This window comes from Pantoea sp. AG702, from assembly GCF_003182295.1.
GTDB classification, from domain to species: Bacteria; Pseudomonadota; Gammaproteobacteria; order Enterobacterales; family Enterobacteriaceae; genus Pantoea; species Pantoea ananatis.
Genome location: NZ_QGTU01000001.1, coordinates 1,237,819 through 1,251,561, shown reverse-complemented (window position 1 = coordinate 1,251,561; position 13,743 = coordinate 1,237,819). Strand labels below are relative to the sequence as shown.

The 13,743-nt window shown below is 55.1% G+C and carries 13 protein-coding genes and 1 pseudogene; 9 read left to right on the top strand and 5 right to left on the bottom strand.

Annotation, left to right across the window (positions count from 1 at the left end; all coding sequences use genetic code 11):
* Positions 1-101: 101 nt before the first annotated feature.
* Both zwf and DFO57_RS05975 read left to right on the top strand, forming a co-directional pair.
* Positions 102-1,577 carry a glucose-6-phosphate dehydrogenase gene (gene zwf, locus DFO57_RS05980; RefSeq protein ID WP_013026068.1) on the top strand — a complete coding sequence of 492 codons (1,476 nt, stop codon included), beginning with the start codon at positions 102-104 and terminating at the stop codon, positions 1,575-1,577.
* A 186-nt stretch (positions 1,578-1,763) separates the two neighbouring features.
* Entirely contained in the window at positions 1,764-2,402 is a 639-nt protein-coding gene (locus DFO57_RS05975; RefSeq protein ID WP_015700167.1) for a bifunctional 4-hydroxy-2-oxoglutarate aldolase/2-dehydro-3-deoxy-phosphogluconate aldolase, read from the top strand.
* Positions 2,403-2,456: 54 nt separating this feature from the next.
* Here DFO57_RS05975 and purT read toward each other — a convergent pair whose 3' ends face one another.
* Positions 2,457-3,635 (bottom strand): formate-dependent phosphoribosylglycinamide formyltransferase, encoded by a 1,179-nt coding sequence (gene purT, locus DFO57_RS05970; RefSeq protein WP_110015171.1) that lies wholly within the window; start codon positions 3,633-3,635, stop codon positions 2,457-2,459.
* A gap of 170 nt (positions 3,636-3,805) precedes the next feature.
* Here purT and DFO57_RS05965 point away from each other — a divergent pair, with 170 nt between their 5' ends.
* Together DFO57_RS05965 and DFO57_RS05960 are read left to right on the top strand one after the other, a co-directional pair.
* Positions 3,806-4,450, top strand: a complete 645-nt coding sequence (locus DFO57_RS05965) for a tellurite resistance TerB family protein (protein ID WP_110015170.1) — start codon at positions 3,806-3,808, stop codon at positions 4,448-4,450.
* Between the two features lie 115 nt (positions 4,451-4,565).
* On the top strand, positions 4,566-6,638 hold the full coding sequence (locus tag DFO57_RS05960) for a prolyl oligopeptidase family serine peptidase (RefSeq protein WP_014605680.1): 2,073 nt from the start codon (positions 4,566-4,568) through the stop codon (positions 6,636-6,638).
* Here DFO57_RS05960 and exoX read toward each other — a convergent pair.
* Positions 6,622-7,293 (bottom strand): exodeoxyribonuclease X, encoded by a 672-nt coding sequence (gene exoX / locus DFO57_RS05955; RefSeq protein WP_015700171.1) that lies wholly within the window; start codon positions 7,291-7,293, stop codon positions 6,622-6,624. The genes DFO57_RS05960 and exoX overlap by 17 nt on opposite strands.
* The gene (locus DFO57_RS05950) at positions 7,293-7,523 is read right to left on the bottom strand and encodes a DNA polymerase III subunit theta (protein ID WP_089517302.1); all 231 of its coding nucleotides are present in this window, start codon (positions 7,521-7,523) and stop codon (positions 7,293-7,295) included. The genes exoX and DFO57_RS05950 overlap by 1 nt, the downstream gene beginning before the upstream one ends.
* 150 nt (positions 7,524-7,673) lie before the next feature.
* Between DFO57_RS05950 and copC the strand changes: the two genes are divergently transcribed.
* From copC to DFO57_RS05935, 3 genes are read left to right on the top strand one after another with little or no spacing between them, the layout of a single operon-like run.
* Positions 7,674-8,048, top strand: coding sequence for a copper homeostasis periplasmic binding protein CopC (gene copC, locus DFO57_RS05945; protein WP_089517303.1), 375 nt, complete (start codon positions 7,674-7,676; stop codon positions 8,046-8,048).
* A 4-nt stretch (positions 8,049-8,052) separates the two neighbouring features.
* Positions 8,053-8,928, top strand: a complete 876-nt coding sequence (copD, locus tag DFO57_RS05940) for a copper homeostasis membrane protein CopD (protein ID WP_110015169.1) — start codon at positions 8,053-8,055, stop codon at positions 8,926-8,928.
* A gap of 27 nt (positions 8,929-8,955) precedes the next feature.
* Positions 8,956-9,303 carry a YebY family protein gene (locus DFO57_RS05935; protein ID WP_014593872.1) on the top strand — a complete coding sequence of 116 codons (348 nt, stop codon included), beginning with the start codon at positions 8,956-8,958 and terminating at the stop codon, positions 9,301-9,303.
* Positions 9,304-9,655: 352 nt separating this feature from the next.
* Here DFO57_RS05935 and DFO57_RS05930 read toward each other — a convergent pair.
* A pseudogene (locus DFO57_RS05930) lies at positions 9,656-9,988 on the bottom strand (methyl-accepting chemotaxis protein); the annotation flags it as partial.
* Between DFO57_RS05930 and DFO57_RS05925 the strand changes: the two are divergent.
* Both DFO57_RS05925 and DFO57_RS05920 read left to right on the top strand, forming a co-directional pair.
* Positions 9,941-11,263 (top strand): 6-phospho-alpha-glucosidase, encoded by a 1,323-nt coding sequence (locus DFO57_RS05925; RefSeq protein WP_072136861.1) that lies wholly within the window; start codon positions 9,941-9,943, stop codon positions 11,261-11,263. The pseudogene DFO57_RS05930 and the gene DFO57_RS05925 overlap by 48 nt on opposite strands.
* Before the next feature lie 269 nt (positions 11,264-11,532).
* Positions 11,533-12,006, top strand: coding sequence for an MEKHLA domain-containing protein (locus DFO57_RS05920; protein WP_029568844.1), 474 nt, complete (start codon positions 11,533-11,535; stop codon positions 12,004-12,006).
* A 38-nt stretch (positions 12,007-12,044) separates the two neighbouring features.
* Here DFO57_RS05920 and DFO57_RS05915 read toward each other — a convergent pair whose 3' ends face one another.
* Positions 12,045-13,589, bottom strand: coding sequence for a methyl-accepting chemotaxis protein (locus DFO57_RS05915; RefSeq protein WP_015700182.1), 1,545 nt, complete (start codon positions 13,587-13,589; stop codon positions 12,045-12,047).
* Positions 13,590-13,743 lie beyond the last annotated feature (154 nt).

Below are 13,743 nucleotides of genomic sequence, written 5' to 3'. Positions count from 1 at the left end.
GCCTGGGGAAAAAAGTACATTGTGCTGAAAGAAAATGACAACTTGGACCCGGTGCTCAGGACGCAACGCCACCGGGACAATCCTGCAACGAGGAGAGGAAAATGGCGGTAACACAAATAGCCCAGGCATGCGATCTGGTAATTTTCGGCGCCAAAGGCGATCTCGCCCGTCGTAAACTATTGCCCTCGCTGTATCAGTTAGAGAAAGCGGGCCAGATTCATGAAGAAACCCGCATCATCGGCGTGGGCCGTGCCGAGTGGGATAAAGCCGAATACACCAAAGTGGTGCGTGAGGCGTTAGAAACCTTCATGAAGGAAAAGATCGATGAAGCACTCTGGGACAAGCTCAGCAACCGTCTCGATTTCTGTAACCTTGATGTAAACGATACGTCGCACTTCCCACGCCTGGGTAAGATGCTGGACCAGAAAAGCCGTACCACCATTAACTATTTTGCCATGCCGCCCAGCACCTTCGGTGCGATCTGTCAGGGACTGGGCACGGCAAAGCTGAACGCTAAACCCGCGCGTGTTGTCATGGAAAAACCGCTCGGTACCTCGCTGGAAACCTCAAAAGAAATTAACGACAGCGTGGGTGAGTACTTTGATGAGAGTCAGGTTTTCCGTATTGACCACTATCTGGGCAAAGAAACGGTTCTTAACCTGTTAGCGCTGCGCTTTGCTAATGCCATTTTTGTTAATAACTGGGATAACCGCACGATCGATCACGTGCAGATTACCGTAGCGGAAGAAGTGGGTATTGAAGGACGCTGGGGCTACTTTGATAAAGCGGGCCAGATGCGCGATATGATTCAGAACCATCTGTTACAGGTTCTGACGATGATCGCCATGTCACCGCCTTCCGATCTCAGCGCCGACAGTATTCGTGATGAAAAAGTGAAAGTGCTGCGCTCGCTGCGTCCTATCGATCAAACCAACGTCCGCGAAAAAACGGTACGTGGTCAGTACACCTCTGGCTTCGTTCAGGGCAAGAAAGTGCCAGGTTATCTGGAAGAAGAGGGTGCCAATAAGACTAGCGCCACCGAAACCTTTGTGGCTATTCGCGTGGACATCGATAACTGGCGTTGGGCAGGCGTGCCGTTCTACCTGCGTACCGGTAAACGTCTTCCGACCAAATGCTCAGAAGTCGTGGTGTATTTCAAAAACCCGGAGATGAACCTGTTTAAGGATTCCTACTCCCAGTTGCCGCAGAACAAACTCACTATTCGCCTGCAGCCTGATGAAGGCGTGGATATTGAGATCCTGAACAAAGTGCCTGGTCTTGATCATAAACACAAACTGCAAACCACCAAGCTGGATCTGAGCTATTCAGAAACCTTCAATCAGTCTCATCTGGCCGATGCCTATGAGCGCTTATTGCTGGAATCCATGCGCGGTATTCAGGCGCTGTTTGTGCGTCGCGATGAAGTGGAAGCGGCATGGACCTATGTGGATTCCATCATCGATGCCTGGGCAGCCGACGGCGACTCATCCAAGCCTTATCAGGCGGGAACATGGGGGCCGGTGGCCTCTGTGGCAATGATTACGCGTGATGGCCGCTCCTGGAACGAATTTGAATAACCACCCAGCCCGCCGCGAGCGGGCTTTTTTTTGCACCAACTCTCAAAAATGAACTGCCGTTTTAAAAATCTTTCCCGGTCATAGACGGGCAAACGGCGGATCCTGTATGGTAGTAGCGCTGTTAACCGGGCTGACCTGGCGATGTCCTCGCCGTGCTGCTCCCAATGTTATCCATCAGGGGACGTGATGAAAAACTGGAAAACGAGTGCCGAACAGATTCTGAAAACCGGACCGGTCGTGCCGGTGATTGTGGTTAACAAGCTGGAACATGCCGTTCCCATGGCTCAGGCCCTGGTCGCCGGTGGCGTCAAGGTACTGGAGGTCACGTTGCGCACCCCTGTGGCGATGGATGCCCTGCGCGCCATCATTAAAAACGTACCTGACGCCATTGTGGGAGCCGGCACCGTGCTTAACACCCAACAGCTGCAGGAAGTCACGCAGGCGGGTGCCCAGTTCGTCATTAGCCCGGGGATTACCGAGTCTCTGCTTAAGGCCGCCGTTGAAGGCCCGATTCCGCTGATTCCCGGCATTAGCACCGTGTCAGAATTGATGACCGGCATGGACTATGGTTTGCGGGAATTCAAGTTTTTCCCTGCGGAAGCGAACGGTGGAGTAAAAGCGTTGCAGGCCATCGGCGGGCCTTTCCCTCAGGTACGCTTCTGCCCGACGGGCGGTATCTCACCGACAAATTACCGCGACTATCTGGCTCTCAAAAGCGTGCTCTGTATCGGCGGTTCCTGGCTGGTGCCAAACGATGCACTGGAAGCGGGCGACTGGCAGCGAATCACGCAACTGGCGCGCGACGCTGTCGCTGGCGCGGAGTAATCTCCGGCGGGAAGTCAAACGCGAGCGGTGAGTCACTGACTCACCGCAATGGTACTATCCCTGAACGCTGACAGCCGCCGCGCTGGCAACGGCACGCGCAACGGCTTCTTCAGTTGTATCCGCACTGGCCAGGGCAACACCTAAACGGCGCTGACCGTCGATTTCAGGTTTGCCAAACAGGCGCAGCTGCAAACCTGAACCCAATGCCGCCTCCACATTGACGAACTGCACGTTCTGACTGGTCAACTGCGGCAGGATAACAGCTGACGCGGAAGGACCATACTGGCGAACGGCGCCAATCGGCAGGCCAAGGAACGCACGCACATGAAGCGCGAATTCAGACAGATCTTGTGAAATCAGCGTCACCATACCGGTATCGTGCGGGCGAGGGGAGACTTCGCTGAACACCACTTCGTCGCCACAGACAAACAGCTCTACGCCAAACAGCCCATAGCCACCCAGCGCTTTCACCACGGTTTCCGCAATGTGCTGCGCACGCTGCAGCGCCAGCTCACTCATTTGCTGAGGTTGCCATGATTCACGGTAATCCCCGTCCTCCTGGCGATGACCAATGGGGGCACAGAAATGAATGCCGTCAACGGCACTGATCGTTAACAGGGTGATTTCAAAATCAAACTTCACCACGCCTTCCACGATAACGCGCCCGGCACCCGCACGGCCGCCCTGCTGCGCATAGTCCCAGGCTTTTTCCAGCTGGCTGGCATCCCGGATAAAGCTCTGACCTTTACCTGAAGAGCTCATCACTGGCTTCACGATGCATGGAAAACCAATTTCGGCGGCGGCAGACACGAAATTATTTTTGCTGTCGGCAAAACGGTAGTGGGAAGTGGGAAGCGCGAGCTCTTCTGCTGCCAGACGGCGAATGCCCTCGCGGTTCATGGTCAGGCGCGCCGCGCGGGCCGTCGGCACGACGTGCTGGCCTTGCTGCTCCAACTCCAGGAGTTTTTCAGTCGCAATAGCTTCAATTTCGGGTACGACGAAGTGAGGCTTTTCCTGCGCAATCACCGCGGCCAGCGCGTCACCATCCAGCATATTAATCACGTGGCTGCGATGAGCAACATGCATGGCAGGTGCATCAGCGTAGCGGTCAACGGCAATCACTTCCACACCCAGGCGCTGACATTCCAGCGCAACTTCTTTCCCCAGTTCACCGGAGCCCAACAGCATTACGCGCGTTGCACCAGGGCGCAGCGCAGTTCCAAGAGTCGTCATAAATTCCCCTAAAATCGAAGCAGTCAAAATGCGCGCGCAGTATATACGAAAACGTTTGCGTTCTCACCCTTCAGCTTGTTTGCCTGGGTTTGCGCTACTTTTCCTGCTCTGACGTTTCCTGACATCTTTTTGGTAATGATGTTGTTTCTGAATGGTAAAGGGAGATGATGATGAACAACTGGCTGCAACAGATTCAATCGGTACTGGCTAAAAAAAGCAGCGAGGGTAAATCCAGCGGAGGATTAAGCGATATGCTGGCGCCGGGGGCTTTAGGCGGGCTGGCAGCCATGCTGGTGGCCAGTAAGTCATCCCGAAAGTTGTTAACGAAATATGGCGGTCAGGCTTTGATTATCGGCGGCGGGGCCGCGGCGGGTGCCGTGCTGTGGAACAAATATAAGCAGCGGGTACGCGAAACGCATCAAAACGATCCCGGCTTTGGTGCGTTGCAAACGCCAGTGGATCAGCGGGCGGAGCGGCTGGTGACCGCGCTGGTTTTTGCTGCTAAAAGCGATGGCCATATTGACGATCGGGAACGCGCGGCGATTGAGCATAATATTCACGAGGCTGGCTATGGTCAGGATGCCGAAAAACTCATCCAGCAGGCCATGCAGCGACCGCTGGACCCCGAGTGGCTCGCGGCGGACGTCAAAAATGAAGAAGAGGCGCTTGAACTCTATTTTCTGAGCTGCGCCGCCATTGATGTGGACCACTTCATGGAGCGCAGCTATCTTTCCGCCCTGGGCGATGCGCTAAAAATCCCGCACGATGTGCGTGACGGCATTCAGCAGGATATCCTGCAGCAGAAAGCGGGCTAACCGCACAGGGCCAGCGATATGGCCCTGCACAACCTCACATTACCTTCACTTTACTTGGCATCTCTTTACATTAGTGCCACGCTTAGTGTTCATTACATTCAGCGGGACGGATGACATGAAAGCACCGAGCGCAAAAAAAATCCCTTACGAATTATCGCTGCATGGCGAAACGCGCATCGACAATTATTACTGGCTACGTGACGACAGGCGTGAAAACAGCGAGGTGCTGGACTATTTACGCGCTGAGAACAATTACGGCCAGAAAATCATGGGCTCACAACAGCCCTTACAGAATCGCATTCTGCATGAGATTATCGATCGCCTGCCGCCGCAGGACCACTCAGTACCCTATGTGAAAAATGGTTATCGCTATCAAAGCCGGTATGAAAGCGGCAATGAATATGCCGCCTATTACCGACAGCCCGCTGACAGCGATGAGAGCGACCCGTGGACACTGCTGCTGGATGCGAATCAGCGCGCATCACACAGTGATTTTTATACTATGGGCGCACTGCACATCAGCCCGGATAACCGGGTGCTGGCAGTGGCAGAGGACTTCCTTTCCCGGCGGCAGTACGGCATTCGTTTTCGCAATCTGGACAGTGGGAGTTGGTATCCGGAAGTGCTTAACGATGCCTCGTCCAGCTTTGCGTGGGCGAATGATTCACGCACCCTCTATTACGTTCGTAAACATCCGCAAACCCTGTTGCCTTATCAGCTATGGCGGCATGAGTTGGGTACGCCCCAGCACGACGATCGGCTCGTGTACGAAGAAAAAGACGATACCTATCACCTCAGCATTCATAAAACCACGTCGAAACAGTTCATCCTGATCGTGCTATACAGCACCAGCAGCAGCGAGATTCAGCTGATCGATGCGGATTTCCCGGACGCCCTTCCGCAGGTTTTTTTGCCCCGGCGGCGCGATCATGAATACAGTCTTGATCATTATGATCACACGTTCTTCATCCGCTCGAATCGCGAGGGTAAAAATTTCGGACTCTACCGTAGCCATTATCTGGATGAAGCGCGCTGGCAAACCGTGATCCCCGCGCGCGACCATATCGTAATGGAGGATTTCCAGCTTTTTCGTGACTGGCTGGTGGTAGAGGAGCGCCAGCGTGGGCTGACCAGCCTGCGGCAAATCAACTGGGAGACGGGAGAAACCAGCGGCATTGCGTTTGACGATCCCACTTACGTTACCTGGCTGGCTTACAATCCTACGCCGCGCACCAGTAAGCTGCGCTATGGCTATTCGTCCATGACCACGCCCGCCACGCTGTTTGAACTGGATATGGATACGGGGGAACGTCGCATCTTAAAACAAAGTGCGGTCAAAGACTTCAATCCGGATGAGTACAAAAGCGAGCACCATTGGATCACCGTTTCTGACGGCACAGAAGTGCCGGTCTCGCTGGTGTACCACCGCACCCATTTTCAGAAAGGGCAGAACCCCATGCTGGTGTATGGCTATGGCGCCTATGGCAGTAGCATGGACGCTGACTTTAGCGTCAGTCGACTCAGCCTGCTGGACCGCGGGTTCATCTATGCGCTGGTGCATGTGCGAGGCGGCGGGGAGATGGGGCAGCAGTGGTATGACGGTGGCCGCCTGCTCAATAAGATGAACAGCTTCACCGATTTTATCGACGTGACAAACGGGCTCGTGGCGCGTGGATTCGGGCACCCGGACCGGCTCTATGCGATGGGAGGAAGTGCAGGGGGATTGCTGATGGGCGCAGTCATGAATCTGGCGCCCACGCGCTATCACGGTGTGGTTGCGCAGGTGCCTTTTGTTGATGTGCTCACCACGATGCTTGATGAGTCTATTCCACTGACGACCGGGGAATATGACGAGTGGGGTAATCCGAATGACGCGGAGTACTATCGCTATATCCGGCAATACAGCCCATATGACAACGTTGCGGCGAAAACCTGCCCCCACCTGCTGGTGACAACCGGCCTGCATGATTCACAGGTGCAATACTGGGAACCGGCAAAGTGGGTGGCTAAGCTGCGTGAATATAAAACCGATGATAACCTGCTGCTGCTCTGCACCGATATGGACTCGGGGCATGGCGGTAAGTCTGGGCGCTACAAGGCCTATGAAGGCGTTGCCCTGGAGCTCACCTTCATCATCGCCCTTGCTCAGGGCAGTTTGCCTCCGGCCGCGCTTACGGAAGCTGACTAAGGCACTTGCGCAGCGCCTGCCGTAACGGTGGGCGCAAATCTTTCACGTTATCCAGCATCCATTTCAGGTAACCCGGATCTTTTCGGGCCACCACGGCCAGCGCCTGACCACGATATTTGCCAAACGGCAGCACATCATCACGCTGCGCGGCAGGCTGCGAGCGCAGACTCATTTCGTCCGCACGCCAGCCGGACAGTTCCATAATTCGAATGAGCAGCGCGGCCGTCACGTAGCAGTCGTACAGCGCCCGATGAGCATGCAAATCCGCTGGCGGCGTCACATCCAGCTTGAGGCTGTGCCGGAGCGCCTGATTACCGTATTTAATGCCGGGCCATAGCTGACGAGCCAGCGTCATGGTACAGATCCACTCGCCGTGCATTTCCGGCAACATCCGGCGGTCAAAGCTGGCGTTGTGGGCCACGTAAAAGGGACTGCCGTGGTAGCGCAGGATGGCCTCTTCAATCGGCGGTTTGCCCATTACCATGGCTTCAGTAATGCGGTGCACGGCCATGGCCTGACGACTGATGGGGCGATCGGGTGAGACAAGATCGCTCATTGGATTGACGATTTGGCCGTCGATCACATCTACCGATGCAACTTCAACCACGCCGCCCTGCAGTCCGCAGGTTTCCGTATCGATAACGCGTAGCATCATTATTTCTGTTTAGGCTCGTAGGGCAGGCGTGACAGGTTGAGAGAGGCCTGGCGGTAATGCATTAAACGCTGACGAAACCACTCCCGCAGGGCTTCAGGTTGTTCGTTGGCGATCATTTCTGCCACGACAGGCATGTTGTAGCGCTCTTTAAAAGCAACGCCTGCTGCAGCCAGATCGACATTGACTTTGTCTTTCTCTTCCTGCGACAGCAAGGCAAGGTTGTGACTCATGATATTCTCCCGATAAGCGTGACCAAAAGTAATGTTTTCCTCCTCCTGGCGCAAGGGACAGGATAGCATTGCTGGCCTCGACAGTTAAATTTCAGCGGCGTATTCTTGCGCCACGTTCGTGGCCTTTGCCGCCGTTAACAGGATGAAGAGATGAAAAAAACCGCGATTTCACGTGGGGTGCTGGCTCTGATCGCCACCGGCACAATGATGTTTAGTCAGCTTGCACTGGCGCACGCCCACTTAGCGTCGTCGGTGCCGGCAGCCAACGCGGCGGTAACGCCTGCGCCGCAACACATTACGCTGAGCTTCACCGAAGACGTTGAAGCCGCATTCAGTGGCGTTGACGTCATGAATGCACAGCATAAAGCCGTGGGTGAAAAGGCCCGGCTGGATGGCAAGCAGCACGACCGCCTGCGGGTTGATTTTGCCCAGCCGCTGGCGCAGGGCGCTTATCAGGTTAACTGGCACGTGCTGTCCGTTGACGGGCACAAAACGCACGGAAGCTATACCTTCAGCGTGAAATAAAACCGTGACCCTGTTGTGGCTGGTGCTGCGCGCACTGCATTTCACGGCATTAATGTTGTTGGTTGGCAGTGCCTTTTACAGCAGGTTGCTGGCACCGGTTGCCTTTCGAACCTCGCTGGCCGCGCGATTATTTCCGCTAATGAAGTGGAGTACATGGCTGGCCCTGCTGTCGGCACTGGCGATGCTGGCCACACAAAATGTGTTGATGAGTGGTGACTGGCACAATTTGTCAGAGACGGCTGTGTGGCTGGCGGTATTCACAACCCGCTGGGGGGCCGTATGGCAATGGCAGCTCCTCTTTTCGCTGTGTAGCGTGGCTGCGATTGTCATGCGTGACCGCCTCCGTCAGCAGGTTTGGCTGTTAATTGGCCTGCTACAGACAGGCTGCCTGGCGCTAACGGGCCATGCCGCCATGCGCGAGGGTATCGCCGGGCTCCTGCAACAAAGTAACCAGGCCTTACATCTTCTCTCCGCCGCCTTTTGGGCGGGCGGGTTAGTGCCTGTGTTGGTGTTGATGCGCATGGCGCGTAACATCGAATACCGGACAGCCGCAATCCGCACCATGATGCGTTTTTCCCGTTATGGTCACGTTGCCGTCGCCTTAACGATAATTACCGGTGTCGTTAACAGCCTGCTGATTGCCGGGGCGCCAGCAAACTGGCATCTCAACGATTATGTTGTACTGTTGTTGTGCAAAGCAGGGCTGGTCATGCTAATGGTGCTGATTGCGCTCTGGAATCGTTACTGGCTGGTGCCGCGCTTTCACATTGCGGGCCTTGCCGCACAACGACTGTTTATTCGCATGACCCAGCTGGAAATTGTGCTGGCATGCGGCGTAGTGGGGTTGGTCAGCGTGTTTGCTACGTTGTCACCAACCTGAATGATGAAAACCCCATAAAGGTAAGTTATGTTGCTGAAGAAAGCGATCCCCACACTGCTGTTATTAACGCTGGCTGGTCAGGCAGCAGCGGCACAAATCATCACCGTCAGCCGTTTCGAAATTGGTAAAGACAAGTGGCCGTTTAATCGTGAAGAGGTGATGCTGACCTGTGAGAAAGATGGATCGCTGTTTGCCATCAATCCCAGCACGCTGATGCAGTACCCGCTTAATGAGAAGGCGGAGGCTCAGGTCAATGCTAAGCGGGTGAAGGCACAGCCCATCAGCGTGATTCAGGCGCCGGATAAAGCGCATCCGGATCGGATGATGAGTCTGCAACCTGTCGTGGATCGTGCACAGGCGCTGTGCACAAAATAAGACGATGCAGGCAAGAGTGCGCAAATTTGTCTTACGGGTCACAAACCTGTCGGGTTTATGGTCTGAGCCGCGGCGCTGGCTGGAAAATCTGGCGCGTTGTCCTACGCTTTAGAAGCAAGGCGAAAGCCTCTATTAATGCCAACTTTTAGCGCACGGCTCCTTGAGAGCCATTTCCCTGGACCGAATACAGGAATCGTGTTCGGTCTTTTTTTGCCTTTCAACGCTCACCATGACGGCCCAGACAGCGGGGATGGTGTTCACCTGGCCGCACGCTACTGGCCCGGCTCACGCAACAGGATGGCAGAAACGAAACCGGCGCGATCGCGTTTCTCCCTCCTGTGCGAAAGGGCGTTTACACCCGGAACGCTTCTACCATACCGCGCAGCGCGTGTGCCTGCTCAGAAAGGGATTGTGAAGCGGACGATGATTCCTCAACCAGTGCGGCGTTGTTCTGAGTAACGCTGTCCATCTGGCCCACGGCGACACTCACCTGAGAAATCCCCTGCATCTGTTCGGAAGAGGCCAGCGAGATCTCATCCATAGCCGTTGCCAGTTCACCCACCATGTTAACGATTTTCAAGATACTTTGACCGGTTCCACTCGCGACGGTTACGCCGGTTTCAACCTGCTGCACGGCCTGTTCAATCAAGGTTTTAATTTCCTTCGCGGCGGTAGCACCTTTACGCCGGGTATTGTGCTAATGCTCCTGGCGAACCGGCACCGCTTTCCTTTACGCCAGCTGAAGTTTTACGACAATGACGCGGCCCGTCAGGAAACCATTGCCCGGGCCTGTAAGATTATCTTGCAGGAACAGGCACCTGACATTGTGTTCAGCTATACCACCGATCCGCAGGAAGCATTCAGTGACGTCGATTTTGTCATGGCGCATATTCGGGTGGGTAAATATCCCATGCGTGAGCAAGATGAAAAAATCCCCTTGCGTCATGGTGTTCTGGGCCAGGAAACCTGTGGGCCGGGTGGTATTGCCTATGGCATGCGCTCAATCGGCGGTGTCCTTGAGCTTGTCGATTATATGCAACAGTACTCACCCGACGCCTGGATGCTGAATTATTCCAACCCGGCCGCCATCGTGGCTGAGGCAACGCGACGCCTGCGACCTGAGGCTAAAATCCTGAATATTTGTGACATGCCGATTGGTATTGAAAGTCGGATGGCAAAAATTGTCGGTCTGCAAGACCGCAAGCAAATGCGGGTGCGCTACTACGGGCTCAATCATTTTGGCTGGTGGACCGCTGTTGAAGATTTGAAGGGGAATGATTTAATGCCACAGCTGCGTGAGTACGTGGCAAAGTACGGCTATGTTCCGCCCTCTGGATCGTCATCAGTGGAGTCCAGCTGGAAGGATACTTTCCTGAAGGCGCGCGATGTGCAAGCGCTGGATCCCCAGACGTTGCCCAATACCTATCTGAAATATTATTTGTTCCCAGATTATGTGGTCGCGCATTCCAACCCTGAACGCACCCGCGCTAATGAGGTCATGGAGCATCGTGAAAAGCAGGTGTTCAGCGCCTGCAGGGCAATCACCGATGCCGGGCATTCATCCGCCGGAGAGTTGGAAATAGACGAACATGCTTCCTATATTGTCGATCTGGCGACCGCGATCGCCTTCAATACCCAGGAGCGTATGCTGCTCATTGTGCCTAATCAGGGCGCTATCCCCAACTTTGATGCGGACGCTATGGTGGAAATTCCCTGTCTGGTGGGGCGCAACGGTGCGGAACCCCTTCAGGTTGGCGACATTCCGACTTTCCAGAAGGGGTTAATGAGTCAGCAGGTTGCGGTCGAAAAGCTCGTGGTGGAGGCATGGGAACAGCGCTCCCGGCATAAGTTATGGCAGGCCATTACCTTATCTAAAACGGTACCAAGTGCCGCCGTTGCAAAAGCGATTCTCGACGATCTTATCGAGGCAAATAAAGCCTTCTGGCCGCCGTTGAGCTAGAGCGCCCGTCAGCCAGCCTGGGTTCGCGTTCAGGCTGGCTGTCTTCGCAGACAGGGCCAACCAGGAGAATCGAATGCCGTGAGGGATAACCCTGTGGATCGCGCGAGAGAGTCGTCAATATTCCAGTGTGCATTGCGCGGCAGTGCAGTCCTGAGCTCGGCGTGCCGGGACTGCACTGCCGCGTCATGCCTCTCCACCGTTGCGCGTGCTTGATTTTCAGCGCGCATCCCGCCACATTAGCTCCTCGTATCCTGCCGCTTGCAAAGGAGATGATCGTGTCGACTGTACCCCCACTGACCTTACTGAAGCGTATTGATGAACGCTACCGATCGCTCACCGGACATGGGCTTTACTGTCCTCATGATATCGATGACCGTTATCAGTGGCTGCATGAACAGGCACCGTACAGCATTCTTGCCCACAGTACCGCAGCCGATCCCGTGTTTGTCTATGCCAATCGTTGTGCTCTGAACTGCTTCAAATACAGTGCGGAAGAGATACGGCAACTGCCGTCACGACTCAGTGCCGGGCCTTTCGACAGGGAAGCACGACAGCGCCTGCTGGATATTGTCAGACGCGATGGCATTGCCACCGGCTACAGCGGACCGCGTGTCGATAAGCAGGGCAAAAGCTTCATTATCTACGATGGCGAAGTCTGGCAGTCAGACGGACGCGATGAGGCGGGATGGGGCCAGGCCGCACTGTTCTGGCCCAGCCCCCGTCACGCGTTGGCAGCGTTCTGATCGGCGCGACGACGCCTTTCTGCCGTGTGCTGACAGGCTTATACCCGGAACGCTTCTACCATGCCGCGTAATGCGTGGGCCTGTTCAGAAAGGGACTGAGAAGCAGAGGATGACTCTTCAACCAGCGCCGCGTTGTTCTGGGTGACGCTGTCCATCTGGCTGACGGCGACGCTCACCTGAGAAATGCCCTGCATTTGTTCGGAGGAGGCCAGTGAGATCTCATCCATCGCGCTGGCCAGGTCGCCGACCATGCTGACGATTTTGAGGATGCTTTCACCTGTACCGTTGGCGACTTTGACGCCGCTGCCAACCTGTTCAACCGCTTGCTCAATCAGCGACTTAATCTCTTTTGCTGCGGTCGCGCTGCGCTGGGCCAGGGTGCGGACTTCACCTGCGACAACGGCAAAACCCCGGCCCTGTTCGCCAGCACGCGCGGCCTCTACCGCGGCATTGAGGGCCAGGATATTGGTCTGGAAGGCGATGCCCTCAATAACGCCGGTGATATCGCGAATTTTAGACGCGCTCAGCGAAATGTCGTTCATGGTTTCCGACATCCGGTGTACGTCGCTTTCGCCACTGCGCGCCAGCACGGCGGTCTCACGGGCAGTTGACGCAGTGCTTTGCGCACCGGCGGCGTTACTTTTCACCGTGGCGGTGAGCTGTTCCATGCTGGCTGCGGTTTCCTGCAGGGCGGCGGCCTGCTGTTCGGTCCGGGAGGACAGCTCCGTGTTCCCCTGGGCGATCTCTTCCGCTGCCAGCGCAACGTTACCCGAGGTCTGTTTGATCTCTGACACCAGAGCACGCAGTTTAGCCTGCATACCATCCAGTGAAGCCAGCAGGCTGGTGGAATCATTACGGCGGAGCGTGACGCTGGCGGTCAAATCGCCCGAGGCAATCGCGGCCGCCAGTTCCTGGGCCTGGGCAGGCTCACCGCCCAACTGGCGCATTAACACCCGGGTGATGACATAGCCGGTGGCGATGGAGAACAGCACGGAAAGCACGGATAAAAACACCAGCGTCAAGGACGCCCGGCTGGTTGCCACGCTGTTAACTTCCACCGCGTTGCGGCTGTTATGCATGAGAATGTCTGTGGTTTTGTTTAGCGCATCCAGCATATTGCGTTGCAAGGGGCGCAAGGTCTCCATGAGATAACGCGTCGCTTCATCTCGCTCATTCTTCAGCCCCAGTTGCCCGGCAGCTTCGAAAGCGCTCATCACCGTGCCTTCCAGTTCTTTAATGTGGTTTAAGGCAGCCTGTTCTTCAGCCGTGGACTGGCTCTGCATGATCACCTCGAGCGTTTCACGGTTTTCCGCGAACAGTTTTTTTTGCGCTTCAAGACGCTCCCATTCAGGCTGCATTTCCTTAACGTCGCTCAACAAGGCCAGATTTCGCACGGCTATCGCCAAATCCCTGAGTTCGCCGCGCATATCAAGAATCAACTGGTACTTCCGCATTTTGACATTCACGACCTCATCCATTCCGGTTTTAGCGTTATGCAGCGAGTTAAGTGAGACAGAGGTGCAGATAATGGAAAGCAAAATTAACAAACCGAAACCGGTTGCAAGACGAGTGGAGATTTTCATGGATATGTTCCCGATGGATTGCTGTTTTGTTCTCTATCGGCACGCGTCAGGAAAATGATTAACAAAAAGGCCAAAATTTACATAAGTATCGTTAATATTATTATTTTGAATTTAAAAAATGATCTTAATCAATAAATGACGATATTTTTGTTAT

Bases quoted from the DNA above. Each gene is read 5' to 3' on its own strand.
- DFO57_RS05950 (WP_089517302.1), bottom strand. From the start codon at position 7,523: ATGAGTCACAACCTTGCCTTGCTGTCGCAGGAAGAGAAAGACAAAGTC.
- DFO57_RS05960 (WP_014605680.1), top strand. From the start codon at position 4,566: ATGAAAGCACCGAGCGCAAAAAAAATCCCTTACGAATTATCGCTGCAT.
- DFO57_RS05935 (WP_014593872.1), top strand. From the start codon at position 8,956: ATGTTGCTGAAGAAAGCGATCCCCACACTGCTGTTATTAACGCTGGCT.
- zwf (WP_013026068.1), top strand. From the start codon at position 102: ATGGCGGTAACACAAATAGCCCAGGCATGCGATCTGGTAATTTTCGGC.
- purT (WP_110015171.1), bottom strand. From the start codon at position 3,635: ATGACGACTCTTGGAACTGCGCTGCGCCCTGGTGCAACGCGCGTAATG.
- DFO57_RS05920 (WP_029568844.1), top strand. From the start codon at position 11,533: ATGATCGTGTCGACTGTACCCCCACTGACCTTACTGAAGCGTATTGAT.
- DFO57_RS05965 (WP_110015170.1), top strand. From the start codon at position 3,806: ATGAACAACTGGCTGCAACAGATTCAATCGGTACTGGCTAAAAAAAGC.
- copC (WP_089517303.1), top strand. From the start codon at position 7,674: ATGAAAAAAACCGCGATTTCACGTGGGGTGCTGGCTCTGATCGCCACC.
- DFO57_RS05915 (WP_015700182.1), bottom strand. From the start codon at position 13,589: ATGAAAATCTCCACTCGTCTTGCAACCGGTTTCGGTTTGTTAATTTTG.
- DFO57_RS05975 (WP_015700167.1), top strand. From the start codon at position 1,764: ATGAAAAACTGGAAAACGAGTGCCGAACAGATTCTGAAAACCGGACCG.
- exoX (WP_015700171.1), bottom strand. From the start codon at position 7,293: ATGATGCTACGCGTTATCGATACGGAAACCTGCGGACTGCAGGGCGGC.